Genomic DNA, 24,860 nt, shown 5'->3' on the forward strand with positions numbered 1-24,860 from the left:
GTATCCGTTTTTGGGATGGGTCAAAAGCTTGGTGTCTATGCCTTCTTCCTTCTGCCTTCTTCATTCTACTTATCAACGCCCAATTAAATTCACGACGGCATCAATCAGGGTGGCATCATGAAAACTACTTTTAGTTAGGTAGTAATCTGCACCCGCTTCTAAGCCCTGAATCCGATCCTCCTCGCGATCGCGATAAGACACAATAATCACAGGAATGGAATACAAACGGGAATGGTTCTTCATTTGCTTCACCAGTTCAATCCCATTCATGCGTGGCATATCAATATCACTGATCACTAAATCGTAGTGGTTAGTCCGAACAGCATTCCATCCCTCCATCCCATTGACAGCAATATCCACGCTATAGCCGCGATTTTCTAGCAGCTTACGTTCCATTTCCCGCACCGTAATCGAGTCATCCACTACCAAAACTTTCTTGCGTTTGTCTTTAACGACATCCGTTACCTCGCCTCCCACCTTTGCTAATCGTCCGGCGTTGAGGATAGCATCGATCGATCGCACCAGATCCGATACATCAACAATTAGAATCGGCGAGCCATCTCCCATTATAGATGTGGCACTAATATCAGGTACTTTGCCCAAACGCGGATCGAGTGGTCGAACCACTAAATCGCGCTCACCTAAAAACTTGTCCACCACCAAACCATAGGGATTAGATTGATCGCTGATCACCACCACAGACAGCGAACCTGGATTAGAGGATGGTTCAGGTAATTCTAGAACTTGATGGGCAGCGATTAAACCAATATTTTGTTGATTCATCGTAAAGTATTGGCGATTTTCCACCTCCGAAATGTGCGATCGCTCCACCGTGACGATCTGATCGATGCGAGCCAGCGGCACCGCATACGGTTTGCCAGAAATTTCCACCAACAGCGTGCGAACCACCGACAGCGTTAGTGGAAGTTGAAAGTGGAAACTCGTTCCTTTGCCAGATTGAGACATGGCACGTACCGTCCCGCCCACTTCCTGTGCCATACTTTTAGCAATATCCAGACCCACACCTCTTCCAGAGATTTCCGTTACCTGTTTAGCGGTGGAGAATCCAGGTAAAAACAGAAACTCCATCAATTCAGCATCAGTAAGCTGGGCTGCCATTTCCGAAGTTGCCAGGTTTTTGTTAATCACCTTTTGGCGCAACTGCTCTGGATTGATACCTCGCCCATCGTCGGAAATGGTAATAGCTAGCATTCCACCCCGATGAAATGCTTCCAGTCGAATCATACCCACCGCCGATTTTCCAACAGCAGTCCGTTCATCTGGTAGTTCAATTCCGTGATCCGTTGCATTTCGCAAGATATGAGTCAGAGGAGCTTCCAGCTTTTTGAGAATGTCGCGATCGACCGGCGTTGCCTTACCTACAATTTCTAACCTAACTTGCTTATTCAACTTGCGTCCCAAGTCGCGGATCATGCGCGGAAAGCCTTGTACGCCATCCACAAACGGACGCATATGCGAGGTAATAACTTCCCGGTAGAGGCGATCGGACAGATTAGCAGTCCGTTGGGCATATAGCTCCAGTTCCCCCAAGCGATCGCCCAGAAAGTCAAGACACTCTTGTTCTTGGTTTCTTGCCTCTTCTAGGTACTCCTTTCCTTCTTGCTGATAGGCACCGTGTTCAAGGCTATCCTGCAACTGTTCTAGCGTTCTGGAAATTTCGACCATCCGCCGTTTCAGGGACATCATGGAGTCTGCGTAGGGTTGCAGCCAGTTGGCTTCAATCAGTGACTCACCTGCGAGCCCCATAATTCGATTTAAGTTCTCAGCACTGACTCGCACTACGCGATCTTGAGTAGCCGCGTGTTCTGATGCTGAAGAGGAAGATTTACCCCGATCTGGACTTTCCTGCACCATCACGCCTGATGGCGATGATTCAGCTCGATCGATCGCGATCGCGGTAGATGAAGATGTGGACTGAATGCTAGATTGGTTGGAAATTTCTAGGGATGATTCGGAAACTGTAGAAGCGACTGAAACACGAGACTGAGAAACTATATTTTCCTCTTCTCCATCTCTAACTCTCGCGCGAGCGAGTTTGGGTGCAGCTTCTGGGGTCAAAATAGCAGCGATCGCCCCTCTTGTTATTTCAAATTCGGCATTATGTTCTGCTAACCAACTCGCTAATTCTACATCGCTTACTTGACCTATACCTTCGAGCAAATCCACACCTTGAAGCAGCACATCGACACAATCGGGATTCAGTACCACTGTCTTGTTCTGTGCAGCCACAAAACAGTCCTCCATCACATGAGCTATATTGACTAACGCATCGAGTCCAACAATGCGAGCAGCCCCCTTAATCGAGTGGGCTGCTCGCATTAATGTTTCCAATGCCTGCGTCGATTGAGAATTGCTTTCCAATGCCAGCAATCCCTGATTCAAGATAGCAACCTGTGCTTCTGCTTCCAGGCGAAATAAGTCCATCATGGAGTCATCGCCAGTCAGCGTCGTTGTTACATCTGGGGGTGCTGTCGGCGTTGTTTTTGTAGTATCCAGTGCTGCTGTTACACCTGCGGGTGCTGTCGGCGTTTTTGTAGTATCCAGTGCCGCTGTTACATTTGGGGGTACAGTAGGCGTTGTTGTGATAGTTGGGTTGGAGGAAAGGGCGATCGCCCTTTCTTCGTGTCCTGCGTTATCAGAAGGGATAAGTTCAGAAGGGATAACTTTAGTTGTCTTCGGTACCGACTCAGAAGATGTCGTCTGCTCAGTTGTCTCCTGACTAAATGAAGACACATCAGTACCCACTTCGTTCGCCTGAACTGAAGGAACAGCCATCATGTTAACTTCAGAGGACAAGACGATCGAAATAGCTTTTTGGGTCGTTGCCAAATCCCAGGAATGCTCCCTCATCCACCGCTCCTGCTCCTCCTCTGTCACTTTGCTCATACCCAAAAGCAAATCGCCCGCATGAAGTAAGACATCAATTTGCTCATCACCTAGGGTAACAGTCTTGTTCTGAGCGGTAATCAAACACTCCTTAATGAGTTGTGCCAGATGGGAAATCGCCTCCATCTTTACAATTCGAGCAGTTCCCCATACCGAGTGGGCTGCCTGAATTGCTTGCCCAAGTTCGAGCATAGAGAATGGTTGCGTTTTGAGTATAGGAAGCACTTCCTTGAGGGTGATGACCTGAGTTTCAACTTCCTGACGAAATAGCTCCAACTTCGAGTGATTGCTCATAATCCGCTCCGTGTTCTGCTACAAAATTTTGTGATTGAGGGTGTAGAACAACAATTCAGAATCGAGATAATTGACTTGATTGCCATGCCAATGAATAATTCCCTGGGTGTAAGCCTCAGTGGCTTTAGTAATCACAATAGGGGCATCTCGTAATTCATTTAGGTGGAAGCGGTAAACTCCATGAACTTCATCAACCGGAAATACCCACTTATCGTTTCCCTGCCCTGCCATCATCATTCGTTTGGCATTCACGGATGTGACAGTGGAGGAAGTCTCCTTAGCCGGTTCTAAATTCAACAAATGACTCAGGGAAGCACAAAGCAACGTTTCCCCGCGAATATTCACCAGTCCCAAAAATAACTCGTTGCTGCGATGGGGCAGGGGTTGAATGACACAAGGAGGGGTCACTTCTTGCAGAATTCGGACTGGAAGAGCTAATCGCTCATTCCCCAGTCGAAAGATCATGACCGAAATAGCATCCGCTGTGTGGATGACTATTTCATCGCCTTCTACATCCTCGTGGTCTACGGGTGTTTCTGCCAGAATATTGAGCCACTCATCTAAGTAATTCAGTGGTGGTTCGCGTTCTAGCAAACTATCGCCAGCTTCTGCATAAACTGGGCATTCATAGCAATGTATCACAGTTGCTAATTGACCGCATGAGCGATCGCCCATGACCCCAATTTGATTCCAGCAGTCATTCAGGGAGCTTTCTACAGTCAATGGTTCACTCCAAGGGTTAGTCATAACTAATTTGGTTGTTAAGTAAATCCACCTAATTAAACGTAATGTCGGGCTAAATGTCGGGCTAAAAAGTTTGCTGTATAAGCATTCTTCACCTCGATATTCTTCCTTATTCCTTCTATAGCGGTTCTCAAGCGTTGTGATGTATGGCGGCGAGTCCAATGCCCATGCCCCATACCCAATGCCCCATGCCCGATGCCCCATGCCCAATGCCCAATGCCCCATGCCCCATTCCCCATGCCCCATGCCCCATACCCAATGCCCCATGCCCCATACCCAATGCCCCATGCCCAATGCCCCATGCCCCATGCCCCATGCCCAATGAGCACCTCATATTACTGAGAAAGGCTATAGTTAATCGTCTTTACCGATAAGTCTTAGAGCGGGATATCTCTTTCCGTAATCCTTGGGCTGCATCATCCAGTTGTTCCAGGGCACTATTGGTTTCACGTAAAGCATCCACTGTTTGATGAGAAGCTTGACCGAGTTGCTCCATTGCCTCGCTAATTTGCTGCGCCCCCTCCGATTGGTCTTCAATGCTTTGACTGACTTGTTCAAATCGAGGTGGCAAACTCTGTACTTGAGTGATGACTTTCGCAACTTGGTCGCTAATCTTGCTGACTCGATCTACACTATTGTTCACCGAGTTGTTGAATTTATCCATTTCCATCACACCAACCGTAACCGCCGATTGCATATCTTTTACGATTTGCTCAATTTCGAGCGTAGCGACTGCCGTCTGATTGGCAAGTCGTCGAATTTCTCGCGCAACAACCGCAAAGCCCGCACCATATTCTCCCGCTTTTTCTGCTTCGATAGCTGCATTCAGTGACAGGAGGCTGGTTTGGTCTGAAACCTTTGTGATTGTGGTCACAACATTGCTGATGTTTCCGGCTTTTTTATTCATGACTCCTAGTTTGGAGGAGATAGAAGTCGTTGCATCCGCCAGTTGCCTCATGACATTTTCCATCTCGGCGAGTTCATCCTGACTGTCGTTTGCAGAGATGGCGGTTGTTTGAGCCATCCCAGCAACTTGTTCCATTGTCTTTACCAAAGTTCTGGAGGTTGCAGCAATTTCCTGTGCAGTGGCGGTGACTTCATTGGTGGAAGCAAGTTGTTCAGCAACAGTGGCCTCTAATTCTTTACCAGATGCTGCAATTTGAGTTGCAGAGGTTGTAATTTGCACCACTGACTGTTGCAAGCTCTGAATCAGCGCATTACTGAGAAATCTTCCTAAAAGAATTGCTACCCCAGGGCCGAGCAGCATAGCAACAATTGTCCAAAACTGTGATTGGCTAATAGCTTGAGTTGCATTTTTTTCAGCTAGAGTAGCAGTGTCTTCATTAATTTTCAGTGCTTCTATAAGTGATGCTGTGGCAGTATCAAAAGAGGTACGATTTGCCTTAGCCCGATCGCGTAGCTGCTCGAAAACACTAGCGGCGTTTCGAGCCTTTGCTATTTCTATAGAGTTATTTGGATTTTGACCCACCAACTCCACTTGTCTGGCATAGGGATGCAGAATTCCTAAACTTTCAAATTGCTGGTTGAATTTTAGAAAATCTTCATGGCCGCTCTTCCATCTATCCCAGTTACTCTGGAGGTTTTTATAGTTTCTATTTTCTTCTTCTGTTCGAGGAGTTGCTTCATACTGCTTAAACCCTTCATCGATCTGATTCCAAGCTTTTTTGATTCGCTCTAACTCAGCTTGTCGTTCCTGGGCGGTTAGTCCAGCAATCAATAAAGCTCGTTCTGACGATTCAATCTGGGTTTGGCCTTCGTTGACTTTCCACAATCCAACCAGGCTCGGCAAACTATTATTGCTTAATGTATCGATGTTACCACTTAAGCGCAACGTAGAGATTAATCCCACTAGCGCTACGATCAGAACCAATGCTCCCATGAAATTGAAAGCGGTCTTAATGCGACCTTGTAAAGATTGATCTTTGAACACGTTATTCACCATAAATACTGCCTCACTGTTATCCGCATAATTGGGTATTTTGCTGTATCTTCTGAACTCGCTGCTTAATAATTTCTGCACCCACAATATCGCCCCGATGTTCTTTCAAAAGAGAGAGATGTATCAGGGCTTCGTAGCAGTTAGGATTAAGGTAAAGTGCTTTCTGAAAACATCGCTCAGCTTGAGCATTTTCAGTTTTTGCTTGATACAATGTACCCAGTAAAGTATACGCTTCAACATTAGTAGAGTTAGCAGCCAAATATTCTTGGCAATGATTAATTGCCTTTTCTACTTGCCCGACATCCGCTAATTGTCTAGCCAGTTCCAGCCCCGAAGGAGTTTTTGTGCTGCTGACTTTATCTGTTGATTGGATTGCTTTAGAAGGCAATTGAGAAGTAGAATGACGGGTAACGATCGCGGTAGATGAGGTATTGCCTGCTAGAGTTCGGGGCTGTTCTATCTGGGTTATGTGACTTTTGTTCAACGGTAAGCTTTGCTTTAATTCAGTAGATGCTGAAGTCTCTCTCAATGGCGACTGCAATTGAATGATATCAGATTTCCGGTACGCAAATGTAAAGGATTGTCGAATTGAAATAAAGGGATGGCTGGGAACTTTTCCGGTTTCAGCCGATCCGACGCAAAGTAATCCGTTTGGAAGTAACAAACGATCTAGGGTATTGAAGACTTGAGTACAGGCAGTGGGTTCCAAATAAATTAATAGATTGCGACAGAAGATAATGTTATACTTGGTTTCGGCATCAGAAAACACATCTAAAAGGTTGCCCTGGCGAAACTTAACTATATTCCGAACGGGTGCAATAATTTCATAGCCTGCTACTGTTTGTTGAAAATAACGCTCGCGCTCAATCCAGTCTTCGCCCCGAAATGAGTTTTTCCCATAAATGCCTCGCTGCGCTTTGGCGATCGCCTGTTTGCTAATATCGATCGCATCAATGCTGAACCGATTTACAGACAAGCCAGCCTCCAGTAGCGCGATCGCCATTGAATAAGGTTCTTCGCCACTGGAGCATGGTACGCTTAACAGACGCAGTTTGGTCGCACCTGATTTGTTTAACCATTCAGAGCGGACGTAGTTGATCAGGAAATCAAAGGGTTTGCGATCGCGAAAAAACCAGGTTTCTGGAACTACAATTTTTTCAATGAGTTCTTCTAATTCTTGGCGTGAGGTTTGTAAAACTTTGAAATAGGTATCTAAATCGGGTAAACCACAAGCTGTTTGACGAGTTTGGACGGCTTTGGCAATTTTGTGAGAGCCGATGATATTAGCTGCAATTCCAATTTTTTGACTTAACAAGGTTTCAATTTTTGCTAGGCTCATCAGTATTTGGCTCTCCTGCTGCTAAATAAAGGTGTCGTGCGTCAGTGAATAGTTGCTCCAGGTGAATCCGCTGAATCATGCCGTTTTGATCGAGAATCATTCCGCCTAAGTAAGGTGCTACGTTCATGCGAGCATCGGAATTTACTAATTCAGTTTCTGGCTTATCCAATGTCTTGATTACCCGTTCCGCCATCAATCCCAGGTATTGCAGCCTATTATCATTAGTGGAAGAGCTGACCATAATAATCCGCGTACTTAATTTAAAGCCGCTTGGTTTCCCCTGAATCAGATGGCAAAGGTCAATAACAGGTGCGATTTTACCTCGGTAGTTAAATAATCCTGCGACATACTCCGGTACATGATTCATCTTCCTGAGAGGAACTCTAGGTATTACTTCTACCACGCGAGAACTCTCGATGGCATAGGAATCTTTTCCAATATAGAAGAGTAACATTAACATGGTAAGACCCCTTGCTTCCTCAAATAGTAGGTAAAAATACAGAAGTTTTGAAGTTAAAAATTACACATAAAACTGTTTAAACTCGGCTAAGTTTTTGACTGTAGTCGGGAGCGTATCACTTGTGCAGCCCAGCTAGAAATTGGAGTTTGGAGACACGAGACAGGAGGCAAGAGTCAGAAAGAAGGAGCCCGAAGAAGTGTTTTTACAAATATGAGATGCTCCTTGTAGTACCCAATATAGTCAATATTAATTGTGACACTCATTCCCTAGGAATGTCAAGGATATTCTGGACATTTTGACCACAAATAATGGTGAGCTCGTTCTCAGCACCTGTCTTTTCAATTATACTACTTATGTAATGCTCCAACTTGAAGAATGTAATCAATACTTCAAGTGGTGTATCTTCGGCGGTAGGAGTCCTTGAATCAATCTCTTGAATCGTTGTCGGATTTAAATATTGAAAGACCTGATAAGTCAGAACTTGAATTGCGTCTGCTGGTAAATGTTCAATCTCACGGGCATATCGAGTCAGCCGTGACTTGGCAAAGCTGATTTGGAAGCGAGCACGCCTCAGAAGGCGCTGCCGGATGTTCTCATAAAGTTCTGAATTTTCCGAAGCCAAAGTTTTATGATTTAATAAGATGGGAATGACATCGGGATTTTCTTCTAAGAACAAAAGACTACCTTCTCGCTCATAGGCTGCTACTCCTTCCATTCCCAATGCTCCAACATCGGCTAAGGCAATAATTATCGCTAGAGGTGAGAGAGGTTTACTGGAGTCATAAAGAGCAGGTTGATAAATCGCTTGCTCGGATGGCTCGTATACGCAAATTGTGGCTTCGATTGCGTCTCTAATAATCAATAAATCTGCATCAAAAAACCGTGCAAGACTATTCCGATTTTGTTCGTCTTGCTGTTGATTTAGGATGTTAATGTATTCAAACAACTTCTCAATTGTTGCCGCCTCACTTACACCCATCTCACGTCGTCTGGACTTGTGAGGTTGGGTTTCAGGAACAAAAAGTTGCAGCATATCATGGGCAGTTGCACAAATATCTAGTAAAAGTTGCATTCGTGCTATATAATCTGGCGCAGCATCGTCTTTTAGGGAAATTTCCCAATAAGGACGGATTGCTTGAAAAATAATGTTCGCTCGGCGCTGTACGTTATTAATATGCTCGCGGGTGTGATAGTAAAGCTGCTTTTGAGCAATTTCTCGATCGAACTCCTGAAGAACAAAGTTTTTGAGTCGAGCAATCGCTTCTGCAAACGTAGTCGGCACCCCTTCTAAGTTTTCCTCAGAGTGGTCTGGCGATTTGAAATTTTGAGAATTTAAGGAACTCATGTCAGGTCAACTCCAAAACTACGTTGGCAAAAATAAATTTATTAGCAACTATCCTCTATTGAATTCCGGTCCAATCGCGTAAGAACGGTAACAAAAAAGTAATCGGCGCTTGTTCTTCCACCTTCACCCGCAGCGCTGTCGTAGTTCCCGGTGTTAACTTCATATCTGGTCCCTTCGACGATGACCACTGGTAGCCGCTGACATTACTGGGTTCTGATATTAACTCTGCAATCACCTCCACCTTGGCGGTTTTTTCGGTAAGCCTATCTGCCAGTTCAGCATTACCCAATTTTGAAGCAGCTCCGGTTGATGTAACAGGATAGGCAGACACGGATTTCACCATTGCGACAATACCTCCAAATCGCTCCCGCTTGACCGTATCCGGTGTAATTTGAATTTTCATTCCGGGCTTGATCCGCTTACCATTTTTCACATCAAAGTAGGCGATGCTAGTCAGATGAACTTTCCCTTGCTCTTGAGTTTGCAGAGCACCGAAGCGCATACCCGGACTGACCACTTGTCCAACTACAATACTGACTTCTAGAATGCAACCTTCTTGGGGACTTTGAATTAAGCTACGCTCCTTAATTTGCTGTTCTAGTTGGGCAACAGCGCGAGAGCTCTCCGCAATTTCGTTTTCTCGATCGTTAGATGCTTTTAAATTGTCTTGTTCTAAGCGTTTGCTGCGGGTGTTTAACTCTTGTAGCTGAGATTGAATTTCTGAGATTTGACTGCGATTTTCTCTAAAAGACTTTTCTACCATAATCTCCTGGCTATTAAGTTGCTGCAATTGAGCTTGAATGTCAGAAATTTGGTTGAGATTCTCTCGAAAAGATTTATCAATCCCTACTTCTTTACTGCTTAATTCTTTTAACTGAGTTTGAATACTAGAAATTTGAGTACGGTTTTCTCGATAATCATTTTCCGCCTCCAAAACTGTATCCTGTGAGAGCGCGCCTTCAGTTAGAAGAGCCTTTCGAGCGTCTAACCTCTTTTTGAGCACTGGATTTATCTTAGAAACATCCTGAAGACTTTGCTCAAGGGAAAGACGCTGCTGTTTAATAGCACTTAACTCTCGTTCTTTAGAAACAGACGCTAATGCCTGCGTATTCTGAAACCTTTGTTGCAGAGTTTGGCGTTGCTGCCCAATAGTAGCTAAATCTCGCTCCTTGAGAACCCCAGACATGGCTTGAACATCTTGCAACCGTTGGGTCAGATTTGCCCTCATTGCTGCGATCTCTTCTTGCTCCAGTTGGGTACGCTGCTTTTGGAGTGAATTAGTTTTGATATTTTGTACAATTAATTGCTGGCGTTTAGCTTGTTGGAGTTTCAGTTGTTCCTGTAACTCAGTGGGTTTAATCGTCGCTATAATTTCTCCTTTTTTGACGCATTGATTATCTTTAATGAGTAAAGATTCTAACTGCCCGGCAATCGGTGATTGTAATTCTACAACTCGTTGCGGTGAAATCAATACTCCTTGTCCTGTCACAGTGATAGGAATTCTACCAACCACGCTCCAAACTAGCGCCATCACCATAAATCCCCCCACAGCTATAGCTGGGATAAAGTCTTTGGTTTTGACCACTTGCATGAGTTGGTCAAGGCGTTCTGGGGAAGCAACAGATTCTAGAGATTGCTGTTGCTCTGGGGTATCATTTATATCTGAAGCAGTCATAACAATTAATTCCTTTGTAGCCGATTCATCATCCACTTAAACCGAGTACCTGCCAGGAGGGTTGGTTCTAGCACGTCGAGAGGAATTTCATCTTCATACTCAATATCCTCTGCTAGTTGTTGGTCTTGGCTGTAAGCTTTTTGACCAAAACCGCGTTGTATTAAGCCTTCACGCAACCGATCGATTAACACCAGAGAAATGGCGCGATAAAAGCGAGTGGCAAATCCGCGATCGCGTTGTATTTTCTCTCTTAGCATCTGTTGCGGTACGGCTAATACCACTGAATTCTCAGCACATTTAATACTTGCAGAGGCGTTCCCTGCTTCTACAAAAGACATCTCACCGACAATTTCTCCACTCGCCCGTCGTGCCAATTCTTTTTCCACTGGTTTTCCCTCTACCATCATGGAAAATATTACTGCCAAATTGCCTTGTAACAAAAAGTACAAGGCTTCCACGGGCTGATCTTGTTGAATTAACGAGGTTCCAGCGGGAGCATTTTGTTTTTTGCCACGAGTTACCATCCAGTCGATATCATTGTCATTAAGGATGGCAAAGAGAAATAGGACTTTTCGCAATGCTTGTCCTGGGACGATTTTGTTTTGCGCTAGTAATTTAGAGACACTTCGTAGGCGGGAGGATAAGATGGCAGTCAGTTCTTGGTAAAGTCTAGCCCCAAAATCTGGATCTCGCTCCATCTTTATTTGTAACTGCCGTTTAGATAAAGCTAATACCAGAGAGGGTTCTACGGTTTTGACAGTTGCCGAGGGGAGGCGATCGTCTATGAAGGACATCTCGCCAAGTATTTCACCTTTACTGCAACGAGCAATTTCTTGATCGTCTTCGGAATTGTTCTGCGAAATTAAGACTGCTACAGTACCGTCGAGGATGAAGTAAATTGAGTCTGAGTGCTGACCTTCTTGAATCAGCACTGTATCAACCGGCATTTCTTTGTGAGTACCAGTTTGAGCCATCCACTCTATATCGGGTGGTTGGAGAACTTTTAAGTTGTTGAGTTGGGTAAGTACAGGTGGCATGGTTGAAACTAAGGAGAGGGCGGTTTTGTTTATATGGGCGATCGCATTGTAAAGCGTGGATAAAAGCGGTAAAAAGGTGGAATAATTGCAGTTTTGGCTGATAGATACAGTAAAATCCGTGGAGGCAGGTTATCGAATTTTTCCCTTTTTCAGTTTTTCACCTTTCCTTGCTTCGCTATCAATTTGGCAAACATACCCTCCTGAGAAGCTAATTCTTTAAACGTCCCCTGCTGAACCACTCGACCGGCTTCAATCACGTATAGCAATCCTAAATCATTTGTAAAAATATGTAGGGGTAGTGCTACCCCTACTCCCCGTGCCTACCCCAGCCAAGGCGGGGCAACCACGGGGGGTTTGCCCCTACAAGAATTACACGAATCATTTAGGATTGCTATAGATGCGATCGGCATTACGAATGGTACTAAGACGGTGGGCGATCGCGTCTCTTAATTTCCAGGTTTCGCCCCAACTCACCCTTATAACTGAGATATTGCACCATTCTCAATTAGCCGTAGGGGCGGGTTCGCCAACAGCCTTAAAGCTTGCAAATAGGTTCTATAAACCCGCCCGACCCCACGAAAAATCCTCTTATTGATATTGCTGCAAGATGTCAGTTATAACCAACTCACCCTTCTAAGTATAAAATAAAATCTTTCTTTTGGTAGATGACTTTTGAGGCTTATAAAAGTATGCCACGCTTGGTTAGTCTTTGCCCTCCGAGAAATTACGTAGGGGATTGGCAGGGGTTCTCCTTAAACTTGCGTGCTATCGGCAGTGAATCTTTTGGTTTTCCCCTGCTTCGCTATCAATTTGGCAAACATACCCTCCTGAGAAGCTAACTCCTCAAAAGTACCTTGCTGAACAACACGACCGGCTTCAATCACGTAGATGCGATCGGCATTACGAATGGTACTGAGGCGATGTGCGATCGCGATGCGCGTCACTTTCAGGCGATCCAAACTCTCACTCACAATTGCTTGGGTACGATTATCTAACGCACTGGTCGCCTCATCAAAAAAGATGATTCGCGGTTTCAATACCAACGCACGGGCAATCAGTAATCGTTGTCGCTGTCCGCCAGATAAGTTTGCACCCCCCTCTGATATCACCGTGTGTATCCCCATCGGCATATTTTCAATATCTTCGGCAAACCCTGCCATCCGCGCCGCATCCCAAGCCTCCTCCATACCGATTAATGCACCACCGCTAATATTTTCAAACACGCTTTCGCTATTGATGCGCCCGTTTTGTAACACCACACCCAGTTGACGACGCACCGCACCAACATCTAAACCCGATAAATCTTGTCCGTCGTAGTAGACAGTACCCTGTTCGGGAACGTCGAAACCCAGTAACATCCGCAGAGTTGTAGATTTACCGCTACCAGAAGGGCCAACAAAAGCAATAAACTCACCCGGCTTGGCTTCGATGGTCACATCATCCAGATTTAATGGCCCATCTTCTCGATAGCGGAAGGTAACGTGGTCTAACTTAACATATCCCGAAAGTCGCCCCGGATCGGCTTTGTTTAAATCTACCTCTGGCAATTCGTCCGCGATCGGCTTGGCGTGTTCCCACAACACCCCAATTTCTAACATATCGATCAGCGTGTTGCTGAGAGTTGTTACTCCCGTCATAAAGATGGCAAACGCTGCATTGAATGCTAGAAAGGTTCCGGTAGTAATCCTATCTGTTTGTGCCTGATTCAGCAAGCTAGCAGTCATCCAAAAAATCAGGATAAGGGTTAGGTTAGACTGCAAAAGATTAAAAGTAGCGATCGCATCTTCAATCCATTGGTTATCCTGCATCAATTTCAGTTGCTGTTGATAATACTTCGCCCAATAAGCAAAGGCTCGTCCTTCCGCGCCTGTAGTTCGTAATTTGGAAATTCCGCCGACTAGCTGAATAGTAAGTCCACCAATTTCACCTTCCAGTTCTTCCAGACGAGCAGTTTTCTGGCGTTTGAAATAACCAGCAATACTTGTGACAATAACAGTGAGGAAGACTATTACAGCCGCAATAGATGCCAGTGGTGGACTGTAGACAAACAGCAGTCCTAAATTGAGCAGGGAAAATAAACTCCTGAACAGGATATCTAACTTATCAGCGCCCAATTTGTCGCGAATTTGATTAATTGCATTAACGCGGGACAGCATCTCTCCAGAGGAATACTGGCGGAAGAAAGTAAGTCGCAGTTTGAGCAGCCGATCCCACATGGCACTCTGTAAGCTGAACACGGAATAGATTCCAAACCGGCTCAAGTTAACTCCTTGAGCCAGTCGAAAAACTGCTACACCAAAACTAGCAGCTACTAAGGCCAAAGTGAGTTGAAGCAACAACCCGCGATCGGCATCGGGAATGGCAGTATCAATTAAGATACCTGTTGCTTGGGGAACCACCATACCCGCTAAAGCCGCAGCAATTCCCAACACCACAATACTAAAAATTTCCCGTCCTGTACCGCGCAGAGAATACTGAAACAGCGTTAGCAAATCTATCTTTTTTTCCGGAAAAGGTGGATAAAACATATAGGCATTGGCAGCCAGCAATTTAGCAGTACGATCGCTCAATAAAAGTCGCTGTCCAGTTACCGGGTTGTAAATTTCATAGTTGCGCTTGTTATTTATTAGTAGCGCCACTGGGGTATTATCTGCTTGAAGATAAGCGAGCATTGGGCCACAATCGCCTCGCCACCAACGTTCTGTCAGAAGTACCCGTCGAATTCGCATTTGGGAAGCACGGGCGATCGCCTCCAGTGGCTCCTTTACCCGCTGCATATTTTCCGACTTACCCGCCGGCTTAATCTCAATCCCCATCGCGTGTCCTACGGCTCCTGCGGCTGCTAGGAGGGGATCTCCGATAAAAGTAGCAATAGCTTGTTTGGGCGCAATTAGAGAAACAAAATTCGCCAACGCACCCACAGTTGCAGATTGGTTCAGGCGTTCCCGTTCTTCAAACTGCGCCAGAGTCTCTAATTGAGACTGTTGTTCTAGTTCTTGCAAGCAGCTAAAAAACTGCTGATGGAAGTTGTCTAAAACAGTGAGTTGAGTTTGCCAGGGAGTATGACTCGAAAGTTCAGGGGCGGGTAGCAAAATTCCGCTGAGGTCAAAGACGGAACTCAATTGTCTAAACCAAGCGGTTAGAAGATTGCTGGCAGATGGCAAAGTGGGATCGGGGTCGGGATTGTTATCTAATTCTGAACGCTGGGAATGTAGCAAGGTCGAGTCTGTAACGGGAACTGCCAGAATACATAAAGTGTTGGGACTTTTGAATTTTGATAAATCATCAATATCCGTTGCAAATCCAAACAGGGCTTCACCCGCTTCTGCTGTGAATAAATACCGCCGATTTTCTTGTAAAGTTCCATCTTTAACCGGGCTAACAAACACAGCCACTGAACCCGATTGAATTGTCCAGACTTGTTGCGGATTATCCAGTGGCAATACCTCACCTTGGCCAACAAATTTTGGGGAATTTAAAGCGGTATATTTATTCTTCATTTTCTTGTTCTTCCTCACCTTGAGCCAGTTCAGCGTAGAATCCACCTATTTGAATTAATTCTTCGTGCGTTCCTCGCTCCACTACAACACCGCGATCTAACACGATGATTTCATCGCAGTCTTTAATTGAACTGAGGCGATGTGCCACAATCAAACAACTACAGCCACGTTGCCGCAGGTTATTGTAGATAAACTGTTCTGTTTCTCCATCGAGGGCACTGGTTGCTTCATCCAAAATCAAAATTGAAGGGTTATAAATTAGCGATCGCGCAATTTCTAACCGTTGGCGTTGTCCGCCACTTAAATTTGCACCCCCTTCCAATAGTTCGCCGTTATAGCCACCCGGTATCGCTAGAATTACATCTTGAATTTTGGCATCAATGCAGGCGCGACGAAGTTGGGAATCAGAAACTGTTGTATCCCATAGTGTTAAGTTATCGCGCACGCTTCCTGAAAATAGGAAAACTTCTTGTTCAACAGTAGCCATCGACGTTATTATAACCGAACGGGGAATTGCATTTCTCAGCTTACCATCAAACAAAATCTCGCCCGACCAAGGTTCATAAAGTCCCGCGACTAATTTAGCAACCGTCGATTTTCCAGAGCCACTGCCCCCTACCAACGCCACCCGCCGCCCCGGTTGAATCGTACAGCTAAAGTTTTCGATTAAGGGTCGATTGACTTTTGCATACCCAAAAGTAACGTTACGAAGTTCAATATGTCCTTGCAGACGAATTGTAGAGGCATCAAGGGTAAGAGATGAAGTTTTAGGTTTTTTGTTTTGAGTTGTAAGTTTTGAATTCTGACTTTTGGTATCGATACTGCTTTTTGCAAGTGATGGATCTGTATCATTTGCCAGTACGTCATCTAACCGCATCAGGTTGCCTGCTAAAGTTGGCAGAGTAATACCAAACCCCATCAACTGATTAATGGGTGTCTGAAAGCTTATTAGCAGCGCTTGGAATGCTACCAACATCCCGATGCTTATCTTTCCCTCCATAACTTGCCAACCACCTACTGTCAGCACTAGCGTGGTTGTTAATGCTGTAAGTAAGATAGGTAGGACTTGCAGAATCTCATAGGGTACGGCTATTTTTGTATAGGAATTAACTGATTTGGCGAAATAACCCGACCATCGGGCAAAAAAGTCCGATTCTAGCGCTGAGGCTTTTAAGGTTTCCATGCTTTGAATTCCGGCGATAGCTACCCCCTCCACCTTGCCCAAGTTTTTATCATCCTCCATGAAGGCTTCTTCTAGCCAACCTCCGACTCCTAATAGCGCCACAATGTTTACAACTGCCAACACCAGAGCGATCGCTGTTAGCAGTGGGTTATAAGCAAACATGACCAACAGGTAGATAATTGTCATCACTATGTTGATGATCGTCTCTGCCATACTGCCAGAAATGACCTGGGCCACTTTGTCGTTGAGCTTCACTCTTCCGCCGATTTCACCAGGGAACCGTTGGGTATAAAATCCCACAGGGAGTTTCAACATATGCCAGAAAAATTGACTGGACATACTGGCAGCTAATTTAATTTGCAACTGTCTTAAATAGCGTCGCTGCTGGGAGAACAAAAACGCCTGAATTAGGGCGGTGAGGAGCATTCCCAGCAGCAATGGACGCAGCCAGTCGGTGCGGTCTTCAACGAGAATTTGATCGACAAATACTTGACTGAACACAGGTAGTACCAGTCCGGGAAATACTAGCAAAAAGCCAAGCAGGACACTGAGCGAAACTGCTCCTACCGAGCTTTGCAAGCGTTCTAGGAGCGATCGCAATACGCTAGACCGTTGTCCCCCGCGCTTGAACTCCGGCCCCGGTTCCATTGCTAGGATAAAACCGATATATGCCTCGTCAAATTCCTGCAAGGAAACCGTGCGCGGTCCGGTTGCTGGGTCGTTGATGTAAACTCGGTCTTTTTCAAAGCCTTCGACTACTAACAAATGGCTGAAATTCCAGAATGCGATCACTGGTAGTCGCATTTTAGCCAACTGGGAAGTTTGTTTTTTAAATGCTTTTGCCCGCAGGCCGTATTGTCTAGCAGCTTTGACGATGCTGGCAGGTTGGCTGCCGTCACGAGAAACGCCACATTCCTGCCGTAATTTGGCTAGGGGGACAAATAGTCCGTAATAACTCAGCATGATGCCCAGTGCTGCTGCCCCGCATTCTACTTCTTCCATTTGCAATACGGTAGGTGTTTTAACACGTTTCTTGGGCTGCTGTTCCATTATTTGACTGAGCCACTGTTTCAACACTGCATTACTCCTCAATGGTTCCTATAAGAGGCAATATATTTATTAATTACTTTCAGAAAAACAAATAAATTCATTGAATTTGAGATAATCGGGTAAAACTTTTCAGTCAGTGTATAGGAATAACTATCTTCTCTTTTGTTTCTCTGGAGAACCTGGAAATTACTTAACTTCTTGTGAAAAAAGGGATAGGCTGTGTACGTGAATTCTCTCTTGACAACTATCCCCTATTCTCGTAAAGTCATTCAGGTCAGATATAGAGAATGAGCCACCTCTATTTTTAGTTGTGAATTATTTAACTTTTTTTGGCGCTGAGTTACAGAATTTCCAGGCGTACCGCGAATAATTCCCCGACACTTAGGCGACCCGCACTGACACTGAAACTCTGGAAAATCTTCATTCTCGATTGTTGCGTAGTCTACGGTTAACTCTTCTCCTGCTGCAATATCCCTGAGCGCGTATATATTGAGTCCTCGGTAGCCTATATTGGGTTCGCAAGAGTGGTTTTGGGGTATCCAGTTGGCTGGGTTTTCGTCCCAAAACATAAAGACTTCTTCACTCAAAGGAACAGCATACTGCCGAAACTCTTCTTGCTCTGATGCACTCCAGTGGGATTGGACATAATCACGGGTAACAATCCTTTTTGGATACTCCTCTCCCTGGAAGATAATTTCCCCAGCTTTCAAATCAGTCACCGCATAAATGCCATAGCCAGAAATAGCATTTCCACATACTTTAAATTTTTTCTGACGGCGTTGGTATCTGGTAATACCTTCCGTTATGATATGTTTGAGAAAGCTTGATGCACCTACCTCGTCATACTTTAAAATGTAGTCAGCCGATGCTTCTGCGCCTCCTTCAAAAAAAATAGAAGGGTTAAAGCTAACTTCAAGAAATAAAATTTCTTTTTGCTCATTTACTCGAAAATCTAGACGAGCATAGCCAGCACCGTTAAAAGCTAAGAAAATATTCTTAGCAGCGTCTCTCAAGCGGAGGTCAAGTTCTGAATCGGAACAAGGAATATTACGCTTTGGGTGATGTTGTCGCACCTTCAAATCGTAGGTTTTAAATTGTTCTCCTTCCGGAAAGACGAACTCTAGAGATTTATACGTTATCGGAGAGCGGCGCTCTTCAGGGTTAGCAGCCACAAGGACTGTAAACTCTCGCCCAGGTATATACTCATCGATTAGAACTTGACCAAAGTTGGCTATGAGTTCAGCCACTTTGCTCTGTAATGCCTCTTTTGTTGTTACATAGGATTGATGGTCAATTCCCAGACTGTCTGATGAGGCTGCTGGTTTAACAAACAGGGGGAATTGCAAGTTTTGACAAGCCCTCTCAACATCAGCTAACGTTTCAGCTTTCACAAATGCTGGTGTGCGTACTCCTGCAATGTAAGCAACGTACTTCATTAACTCCTTGCCTGGATCGTAGAGGTCGAAAGTCGGACCCGTGTAAGGCAAATTAAGCTGCTCCAAGGCAACGATTACATCAATAGAGGGAACATCCCAGTCCAAACATCCCGTACAGAGGTTGACAAAAATATCGTAACCTTGCTTCTTTAAATCTTTAAGCTGACGATAGGTTGTGGCTTTATTGAGAAATACATGGTCTACCTGGTCTTCTGGTAGTAGATGAGAAAGGTTACGTGGCGGTTCGCAGTTTTTGTAGTCTGCTTCTACTGTTGATTGAGAATAGTCAGGTTGTAGAACGCAAATTTTCATGTTGATTTCCTATAGTGTCAGTTTAGTACAAGTATCGTAAAAGATTGGATTAGTTTTGAGTTATTGCGATCGCCTCTCGGATTTTTAAGTGCTATCATCTCAAAGACGGGCAATCGCCTTTTAGATAGAGGAACTGCAAGAAGATAGTGCAGCTATCCCTGAACCTGTTGCGCGAGGACGAGTATGGGGCAACTGGCTTAAGGAGCGATCGCTCTGTGCCTGCTCAAGAGAATTCCTTAGCCGTTCCGCTAAAACTCGTACATGAGGCTCCTTGACAATGGTGTAGTGATCGCCAGAAATTGTATCAATCTTCACTCCACCTTCCGTTAACTGATTCCAACCCGTTGTGGGGTCTGAATTCTCTAACCCAAACGATTCCTCCGCACGAAATACCATAATCTGGTTTGGATAAACAACTGGCGTGTAGGTGCGTTCAGCCTGACGATTTGCCAAGACAACCTCTAGCAAACGTCTAATTTCAACCACTCCAGCATCAGGAAGCACAACGTTAGCCGCCCTTGCTCGCTCCAGCACATAGCTCAACTGCTCATCCGGCGCAAGCGATTGGAGAGCGCTAACCGATACAGCAAGCTCCTTCCCAAAATAACTGCCCAAATCCTTAGCAAACCAAGCTAGTGTGGCAGCAGTATCAACCTCCATCGGTTGACTGTTACGCTGGGGTGCTGAACTATCTATCAGAGCAAGCAACGCCACTTGCTCACCTGACGAATACAACTGTTGAGCCATCTCAAACGCTACCACTCCACCAAATGACCAGCCTCCCAGCAAATACGGACCTTGCGGTTGAATCTCGCAGATTGCCTCGATATAATAACTAGCCATAGCTTCAATCCGGCTCTTTGGCTCCCCTTGCCCATCAATCCCCGACGCTTGCAAACCGTAAAAGGGCTGGTCTTCACCCAGATGACGAGCTAAATCCAGGTAACAAAGCACATTGCCCCCGATGGGATGAACGCAGAAAAAGGGAGGTTTTGTGCCATCTGGCTGAATCGCTACTAAAGGAGAACTCAAGAGAGAACCCGTCGCCTGACGCAGAATGCTTGCCAGATGCTCAATCGTCGAACTGGGAAAAAGCGTCGCTAGCGATAACTTCTGCCCAAAATGCTGCTCAATCTCCAGCATCAGGCGTACTGCCGATAGAGAGTCACCGCCCAAGTTAAAGAAGTCGTCTTTCACGCTAATGGGGTGAATACCCAGCACCTTTTCCCAAAGATGAGCCAACTGAAGTTCCCAAGTGTCACGGGGAGCTATAAATGCAGTTGGTTCAATGCGTCTGCTGTCCCTTGGAGTGGGTAGTGCTTTGCGGTCAACTTTCCCATTAGAATTCAGTGGCAGGGACTCCAAGAACGTAAACCCTCCCGGGAGCATATAAGCTGGTAAGCGCTCTTTCAAGTAGGTGCTCAGGCTTTTATCGCATAGCTCTCCGGGAGTCGGTTGCTCGTTTAACACTACCTCTTGCGCGAATAGGCGATCGTAAAATAAGTTGCTCTTTGAGGGAGTTTTGTAGAGAAAAGAATCGTATTCAAATTCAATGCGTTCTCCACTCTGTTTGAGCAAATAGCCTCGAATGTGATAGTCGGGATTTAAGTAGTCTTCACTCAACCGAGCGCTACAAACGGCTTCAATTTTGTCTCCAGCCGCCACTTCAATCCCCGGATAAAACACTGGAAAATAAACAGGTAGCCAGTTGCCGACGTAAGCTAGACTGTCAATGACTTCATTCTCAACCGTGTGTAAATTAAGCCATAATAAAAATCCATCTATTTTGCCATTTTGAGTGATAGTAATGCTTATCTGTCGGTCATATTCGGGATTAGAGACTTGATTGAAATCCAAATCCTCAAAAACATCTACAGTGGAGATGATGTGTGATTGAGGAAAATTTCGGAAAGATACCCTTAAGGGTATTTTCCCTCCGAGTTGGTTGAAAATCTGCTGAGTGTAATAACCGGACAGTTCCGAAAAATGAGGCTGACTGGCAAACGTTTCAGGAAGATAAACAGCAGCGATGTTAGTCACGCAGCGCTGGGGAATCATTATCCCATCTTCCTTGAGAAACCTTCTGGCATCATTGAGAATCGAAACCGCCCCTTCTGAATTGCCGATCGCGCCAATCAGTTCTGAAACACACAGATCGACTTTTTCAGGGAGTTGCACTTGGGTGGCATCCCCATGAATTAACGATATCTTGTCTGATAACCCCAGACATTTCACATAACTCGTTGCCTGTTTGTAAGCTTCAAGTTGCATCTCAATGGCGTAAACTTTCTTAGCGCCATGTTCGGCACAGAATTTCGCCCAAACAACATCCTTACCCGTGCCAATGTCTACAACAACTTTGTCCTTAACAACTTTTTTAAGTGCCACCTCATAACTGTGATTTCTCACATGGTCATAGGTCATGGCATAGTACAGGATGGCATCATAAACTCGGTAGTCTCCCGGACAGGGCCATAGTTCTACCTGAGTGTTTTTGGGTTTGGGAACGACATAGGCGACGAGGCGTTGCTTGCCTGATTTTTCTTCGTGAGCCACTACCACACTGTCTTGCACCAGTGGGTGCTGATTGAGAGTTGCTTCGATTTCCTCCGTTTGAATGCGGAAGCCGCGTACTTTCACTTGGTTATCAATGCGCCCCAGGATTTCGATATTACCGTCGCTTCCGATACGGGCTAAGTCTCCAGTTTTGTAGAGGCGAGAATTGGCTTCATCACTAAAAGGATTGCGGATGAACCGTGCCGCGGTTAATTCGGGACGATTGAGATAGCCTCTTGCTAAACCAAGACCGCCAATATATAATTCGCCCGTTATCCCTTTAGGCACAGGCTTTTTGTTTTCATCCAACAAGTAAATCTGGGTGTTGGCAATGGGACAACCTATAGGTACGGAGTTGACATCCGGCAATTCTTTCCAGATATCTGGTTCGTAGAGCGTCGATGTGATAGTGGTTTCAGTCAGTCCATAGGCATTGAGCCAACGGACGCGATTACCCGCTATTTTCTGCCAACTCATCAATCGCTCTGGTAAAACTTTCTCATTGCCAACTACAACTAGGCGCAGCGTGGGAGGTAATTGCGCCTGTGAACTAGACAAAGCAGATACCCATTCATGCCAGTAAGAAGCAGGGAGGTTGAGAACAGTCAGTTTTTCCCGCTCTATCAGTGCTTGAAACTCTGCAACAGTTGGAGTCACAGAACCAGGACGGAGAACGACTGTACCCCCGCTTAACCAGGTAGGGAATAACTCTTCTGCTGCAACATCAAAACTAATCGAAGCAAACTGTAAAACCCGATCCGTTGTCTGCAAATTATAGTGCTTGGCAATGGAAACACTGTGGTTGGCTAGAGCTTGATGCGGAATCAGAACTCCTTTTGGCTGCCCTGTAGAGCCTGAAGTGTAAATGACATAAGCTAGATTGTCAGATGTCGTGCGGGTGTCAGGGTTCTGCTCGCTGTATTGGGCAATCTCCTCCCAATCAACATCTAAACAAACCACTTTTGCTTCGTGTGGGGGAAAATTTTCTAGCCACCGTTTTTGAGTTAGCAGCACTGGTGGTTGAGCATCCTCTAGCATCAAGGACAGCCGCTGTTGCGGGTAGGTTGGATCTAGAGGAACGTAGGCACCACCCGCTTTGAGAATACCCAGCAGTGCGATCGCCATTTCTAAGGAGCGTTCCACACCAATCCCAACTAGAACTTCCGGTTCCACTCCTAAAGAAATTAGGTAATGCGCTACCTTGTTGGCTCGATGGTTTAATTCCCGATAAGTGAGGCTTTCCCCCTCAAAAATCACGGCGATGCTATCAGGCGTTTGTTCTACTTGAAACTCAAATAACTGAGGAATGCACAATAGTTGAGGCGTTGATGAATTAATATTATTTGCCATTTGTTCTCTTGGTAGTCGCCGTTAATCCCTGCAATACACTGTTTGTCTAAAGTTGAAAGAAGATCGCATCAAAGTTTCAAGACTGTATCAAGAGTCTCCATTATGGTTCCCCAACTCCTCCCGCGTCAGTCGGGGAAGTCGGATTGTTAAGTCGGAAAAGTCGGATCGTTGCGTAAACTCCTACACATTACGAAGATAACTTATGTCTTAAGGGGGATGTCAATCAGAATATAGCTGTATATGTAAATCTTCCGTAAATATCTTTTTTGCAGAAAAAATAAATTGAACCATTCGAGGTAACAACACTGTCAAAGCATAAGTTTTATCAGCCTCATACCCCTTATTCCAAAGCTGAAAAATTGGCAGCTTATTGCGCTAGCGCACAGGATGTCATAAAAGAAGCGATCTGAAGAGCAGCAGCGCTTGCGCTATCGCTCCATCATTTTGAAACTCTAGCAAGTGCGATCGCTTCCCTTGTTGTCAAGCTTAATCAAAAAACGATTGCCTTTCTTCAAGTAAAAAAGAGGAGGGATGGCACTCGTAGTTTCTACTTCTTTAAGACGATTCCTAAAGTCACTTTCTGAATATTTCGAGTTAGAGGCTTTTTTTCTAACTTGATGCCCCATATGAGATGAGTGCGATAAGCGGAAAAGGGGGCGATCCCACCTCCTTTTCCCCAAACTCCACCAGCCGCGATCGCATCAGAGATCGCACCAGAAGGCGATATACCTAGAAACGTGACAGCTTCGGCTGGGAGAACGTCAACCCATTTTTTTCGTCTGACTCTCCATCCTATTTCCTTTTGATTTTTTTCCGGCTGAATTCCAAATTATAGGTGATCGTGGCAGTCTATATCATGCTGCTTTTCGTTCGCCTGATGCTAATCGTCTTCTGATAGATCATGACATTGCCCAGTGGAGTATCACGTTCTAATCCAGACGTGTTCGATGGGTATGACTTGCATACCTTGTCTATGATGTTCTGTATCCACGGTTCCGGGGTATTATTCGCATTATACCTGTCCCGAAGGTCAGCACTGATCAGTCTTTCCTCAGACATATATCGATTTCCAGCGTGGCCTATTGCTACTATATAGCCTTCTGGTTTAAGCTTCTCATTTATCCAGCTGTCTACTAGGGTAAACCCATACGGAGAGATACTGATAACCAAATCTACCGTATGATCGCTATATTGGCTATCTACTTCATGGCGTTTGGTAAAGTACTGAACTTCGGGGTAGCGTGCAATGAGTTCTTTGAATCGTAATACTGTCCTAAAATATTGCTTGGCTTCTTCGTATGTTTTGTCGGTGATTGTACCAGTGTCTTTTTGATATTGTAATAGATCGTAGTTAATGACCTCCTTAACTTCAAAATCGGAAGCTACTAGAGGTAAAAAACCAGCTCCGATATTCAATATTTTCTTGGTTTTCGTGTCGGCGTACATGATAAGGTTTTGGTAGGTTTTCTCCTTCTACAGCTATGACGATCCACATACTCTGTTTGTGAATTTTTCGAGTTTGAGGCTTTTTTCCTAACTCAATCCCCCTATAAAACCCACCTCAAGCGCGAGAACCCTTGAAAAACGAACTTTCGGCACGCTTAGGCTTAGAACTGATATGTAGTTAGGCGATCGGGGTGCATCTCAGTTTGGCAAATACATCAAATTGAAAGTTGACCGTTGAGATAAGCACAGCGAAGAGCAAGGATAGA

Annotated in this window: 14 protein-coding genes; all 14 read right to left on the bottom strand. The window is 45.1% G+C overall.

Going from position 1 to position 24,860, the window contains the following annotated elements; genetic code table 11:
- Positions 1 to 72: 72 nt before the first annotated feature.
- The 14 genes from QUA16_RS07740 to QUA16_RS07805 all read right to left on the bottom strand — a co-directional run bounded on the left by QUA16_RS07740 (position 73) and on the right by QUA16_RS07805 (position 24,594).
- On the bottom strand, positions 73 to 3,201 hold the full coding sequence (locus QUA16_RS07740) for a hybrid sensor histidine kinase/response regulator (protein WP_333102523.1): 3,129 nt from the start codon (positions 3,199 to 3,201) through the stop codon (positions 73 to 75).
- Positions 3,202 to 3,219: 18 nt separating this feature from the next.
- Positions 3,220 to 4,170 carry a chemotaxis protein CheW gene (locus tag QUA16_RS07745; protein ID WP_333102522.1) on the bottom strand — a complete coding sequence of 317 codons (951 nt, stop codon included), beginning with the start codon at positions 4,168 to 4,170 and terminating at the stop codon, positions 3,220 to 3,222.
- Complete coding sequence (locus QUA16_RS07750; RefSeq protein WP_333102521.1) at positions 4,076 to 4,279, bottom strand: hypothetical protein; 204 nt, start codon at positions 4,277 to 4,279, stop codon at positions 4,076 to 4,078. The genes QUA16_RS07745 and QUA16_RS07750 overlap by 95 nt, the downstream gene beginning before the upstream one ends.
- Before the next feature lie 30 nt (positions 4,280 to 4,309).
- Positions 4,310 to 5,908 (bottom strand): methyl-accepting chemotaxis protein, encoded by a 1,599-nt coding sequence (locus tag QUA16_RS07755; RefSeq protein WP_333102520.1) that lies wholly within the window; start codon positions 5,906 to 5,908, stop codon positions 4,310 to 4,312.
- A gap of 16 nt (positions 5,909 to 5,924) precedes the next feature.
- Entirely contained in the window at positions 5,925 to 7,244 is a 1,320-nt protein-coding gene (locus QUA16_RS07760) for a CheR family methyltransferase (protein WP_333102519.1), read from the bottom strand.
- Positions 7,225 to 7,704, bottom strand: coding sequence for a chemotaxis protein CheW (locus QUA16_RS07765; RefSeq protein ID WP_333102518.1), 480 nt, complete (start codon positions 7,702 to 7,704; stop codon positions 7,225 to 7,227). Before QUA16_RS07765 ends, QUA16_RS07760 begins: the two co-directional genes overlap by 20 nt.
- A 259-nt stretch (positions 7,705 to 7,963) precedes the next feature.
- Positions 7,964 to 9,049: a hypothetical protein gene (locus QUA16_RS07770; RefSeq protein ID WP_333102517.1), complete on the bottom strand. Its 1,086-nt coding sequence runs from the start codon at positions 9,047 to 9,049 to the stop codon at positions 7,964 to 7,966.
- 55 nt (positions 9,050 to 9,104) lie between these two features.
- Complete coding sequence (locus tag QUA16_RS07775) at positions 9,105 to 10,724, bottom strand: NHLP bacteriocin system secretion protein (protein WP_333102516.1); 1,620 nt, start codon at positions 10,722 to 10,724, stop codon at positions 9,105 to 9,107.
- A 5-nt stretch (positions 10,725 to 10,729) separates the two neighbouring features.
- Positions 10,730 to 11,761 (bottom strand): cyclic nucleotide-binding domain-containing protein, encoded by a 1,032-nt coding sequence (locus tag QUA16_RS07780; protein ID WP_333102515.1) that lies wholly within the window; start codon positions 11,759 to 11,761, stop codon positions 10,730 to 10,732.
- Between the two features lie 752 nt (positions 11,762 to 12,513).
- Positions 12,514 to 15,261 (bottom strand): NHLP bacteriocin export ABC transporter permease/ATPase subunit, encoded by a 2,748-nt coding sequence (locus QUA16_RS07785; RefSeq protein WP_333102514.1) that lies wholly within the window; start codon positions 15,259 to 15,261, stop codon positions 12,514 to 12,516.
- Entirely contained in the window at positions 15,251 to 17,521 is a 2,271-nt protein-coding gene (locus QUA16_RS07790; protein ID WP_333102513.1) for an NHLP family bacteriocin export ABC transporter peptidase/permease/ATPase subunit, read from the bottom strand. Before QUA16_RS07790 ends, QUA16_RS07785 begins: the two co-directional genes overlap by 11 nt.
- A gap of 242 nt (positions 17,522 to 17,763) precedes the next feature.
- Complete coding sequence (locus tag QUA16_RS07795; RefSeq protein WP_333102512.1) at positions 17,764 to 19,242, bottom strand: SET domain-containing protein-lysine N-methyltransferase; 1,479 nt, start codon at positions 19,240 to 19,242, stop codon at positions 17,764 to 17,766.
- 120 nt (positions 19,243 to 19,362) lie between these two features.
- On the bottom strand, positions 19,363 to 23,148 hold the full coding sequence (locus QUA16_RS07800; protein ID WP_333102511.1) for an amino acid adenylation domain-containing protein: 3,786 nt from the start codon (positions 23,146 to 23,148) through the stop codon (positions 19,363 to 19,365).
- 849 nt (positions 23,149 to 23,997) lie between these two features.
- Positions 23,998 to 24,594, bottom strand: a complete 597-nt coding sequence (locus QUA16_RS07805) for a hypothetical protein (protein ID WP_333102510.1) — start codon at positions 24,592 to 24,594, stop codon at positions 23,998 to 24,000.
- Between the last annotated feature and the right edge of the window lie 266 nt (positions 24,595 to 24,860).

Source organism: Microcoleus sp. S13_C3, assembly GCF_036700905.1.
GTDB lineage: Bacteria > Cyanobacteriota > Cyanobacteriia > Cyanobacteriales > Microcoleaceae > Microcoleus.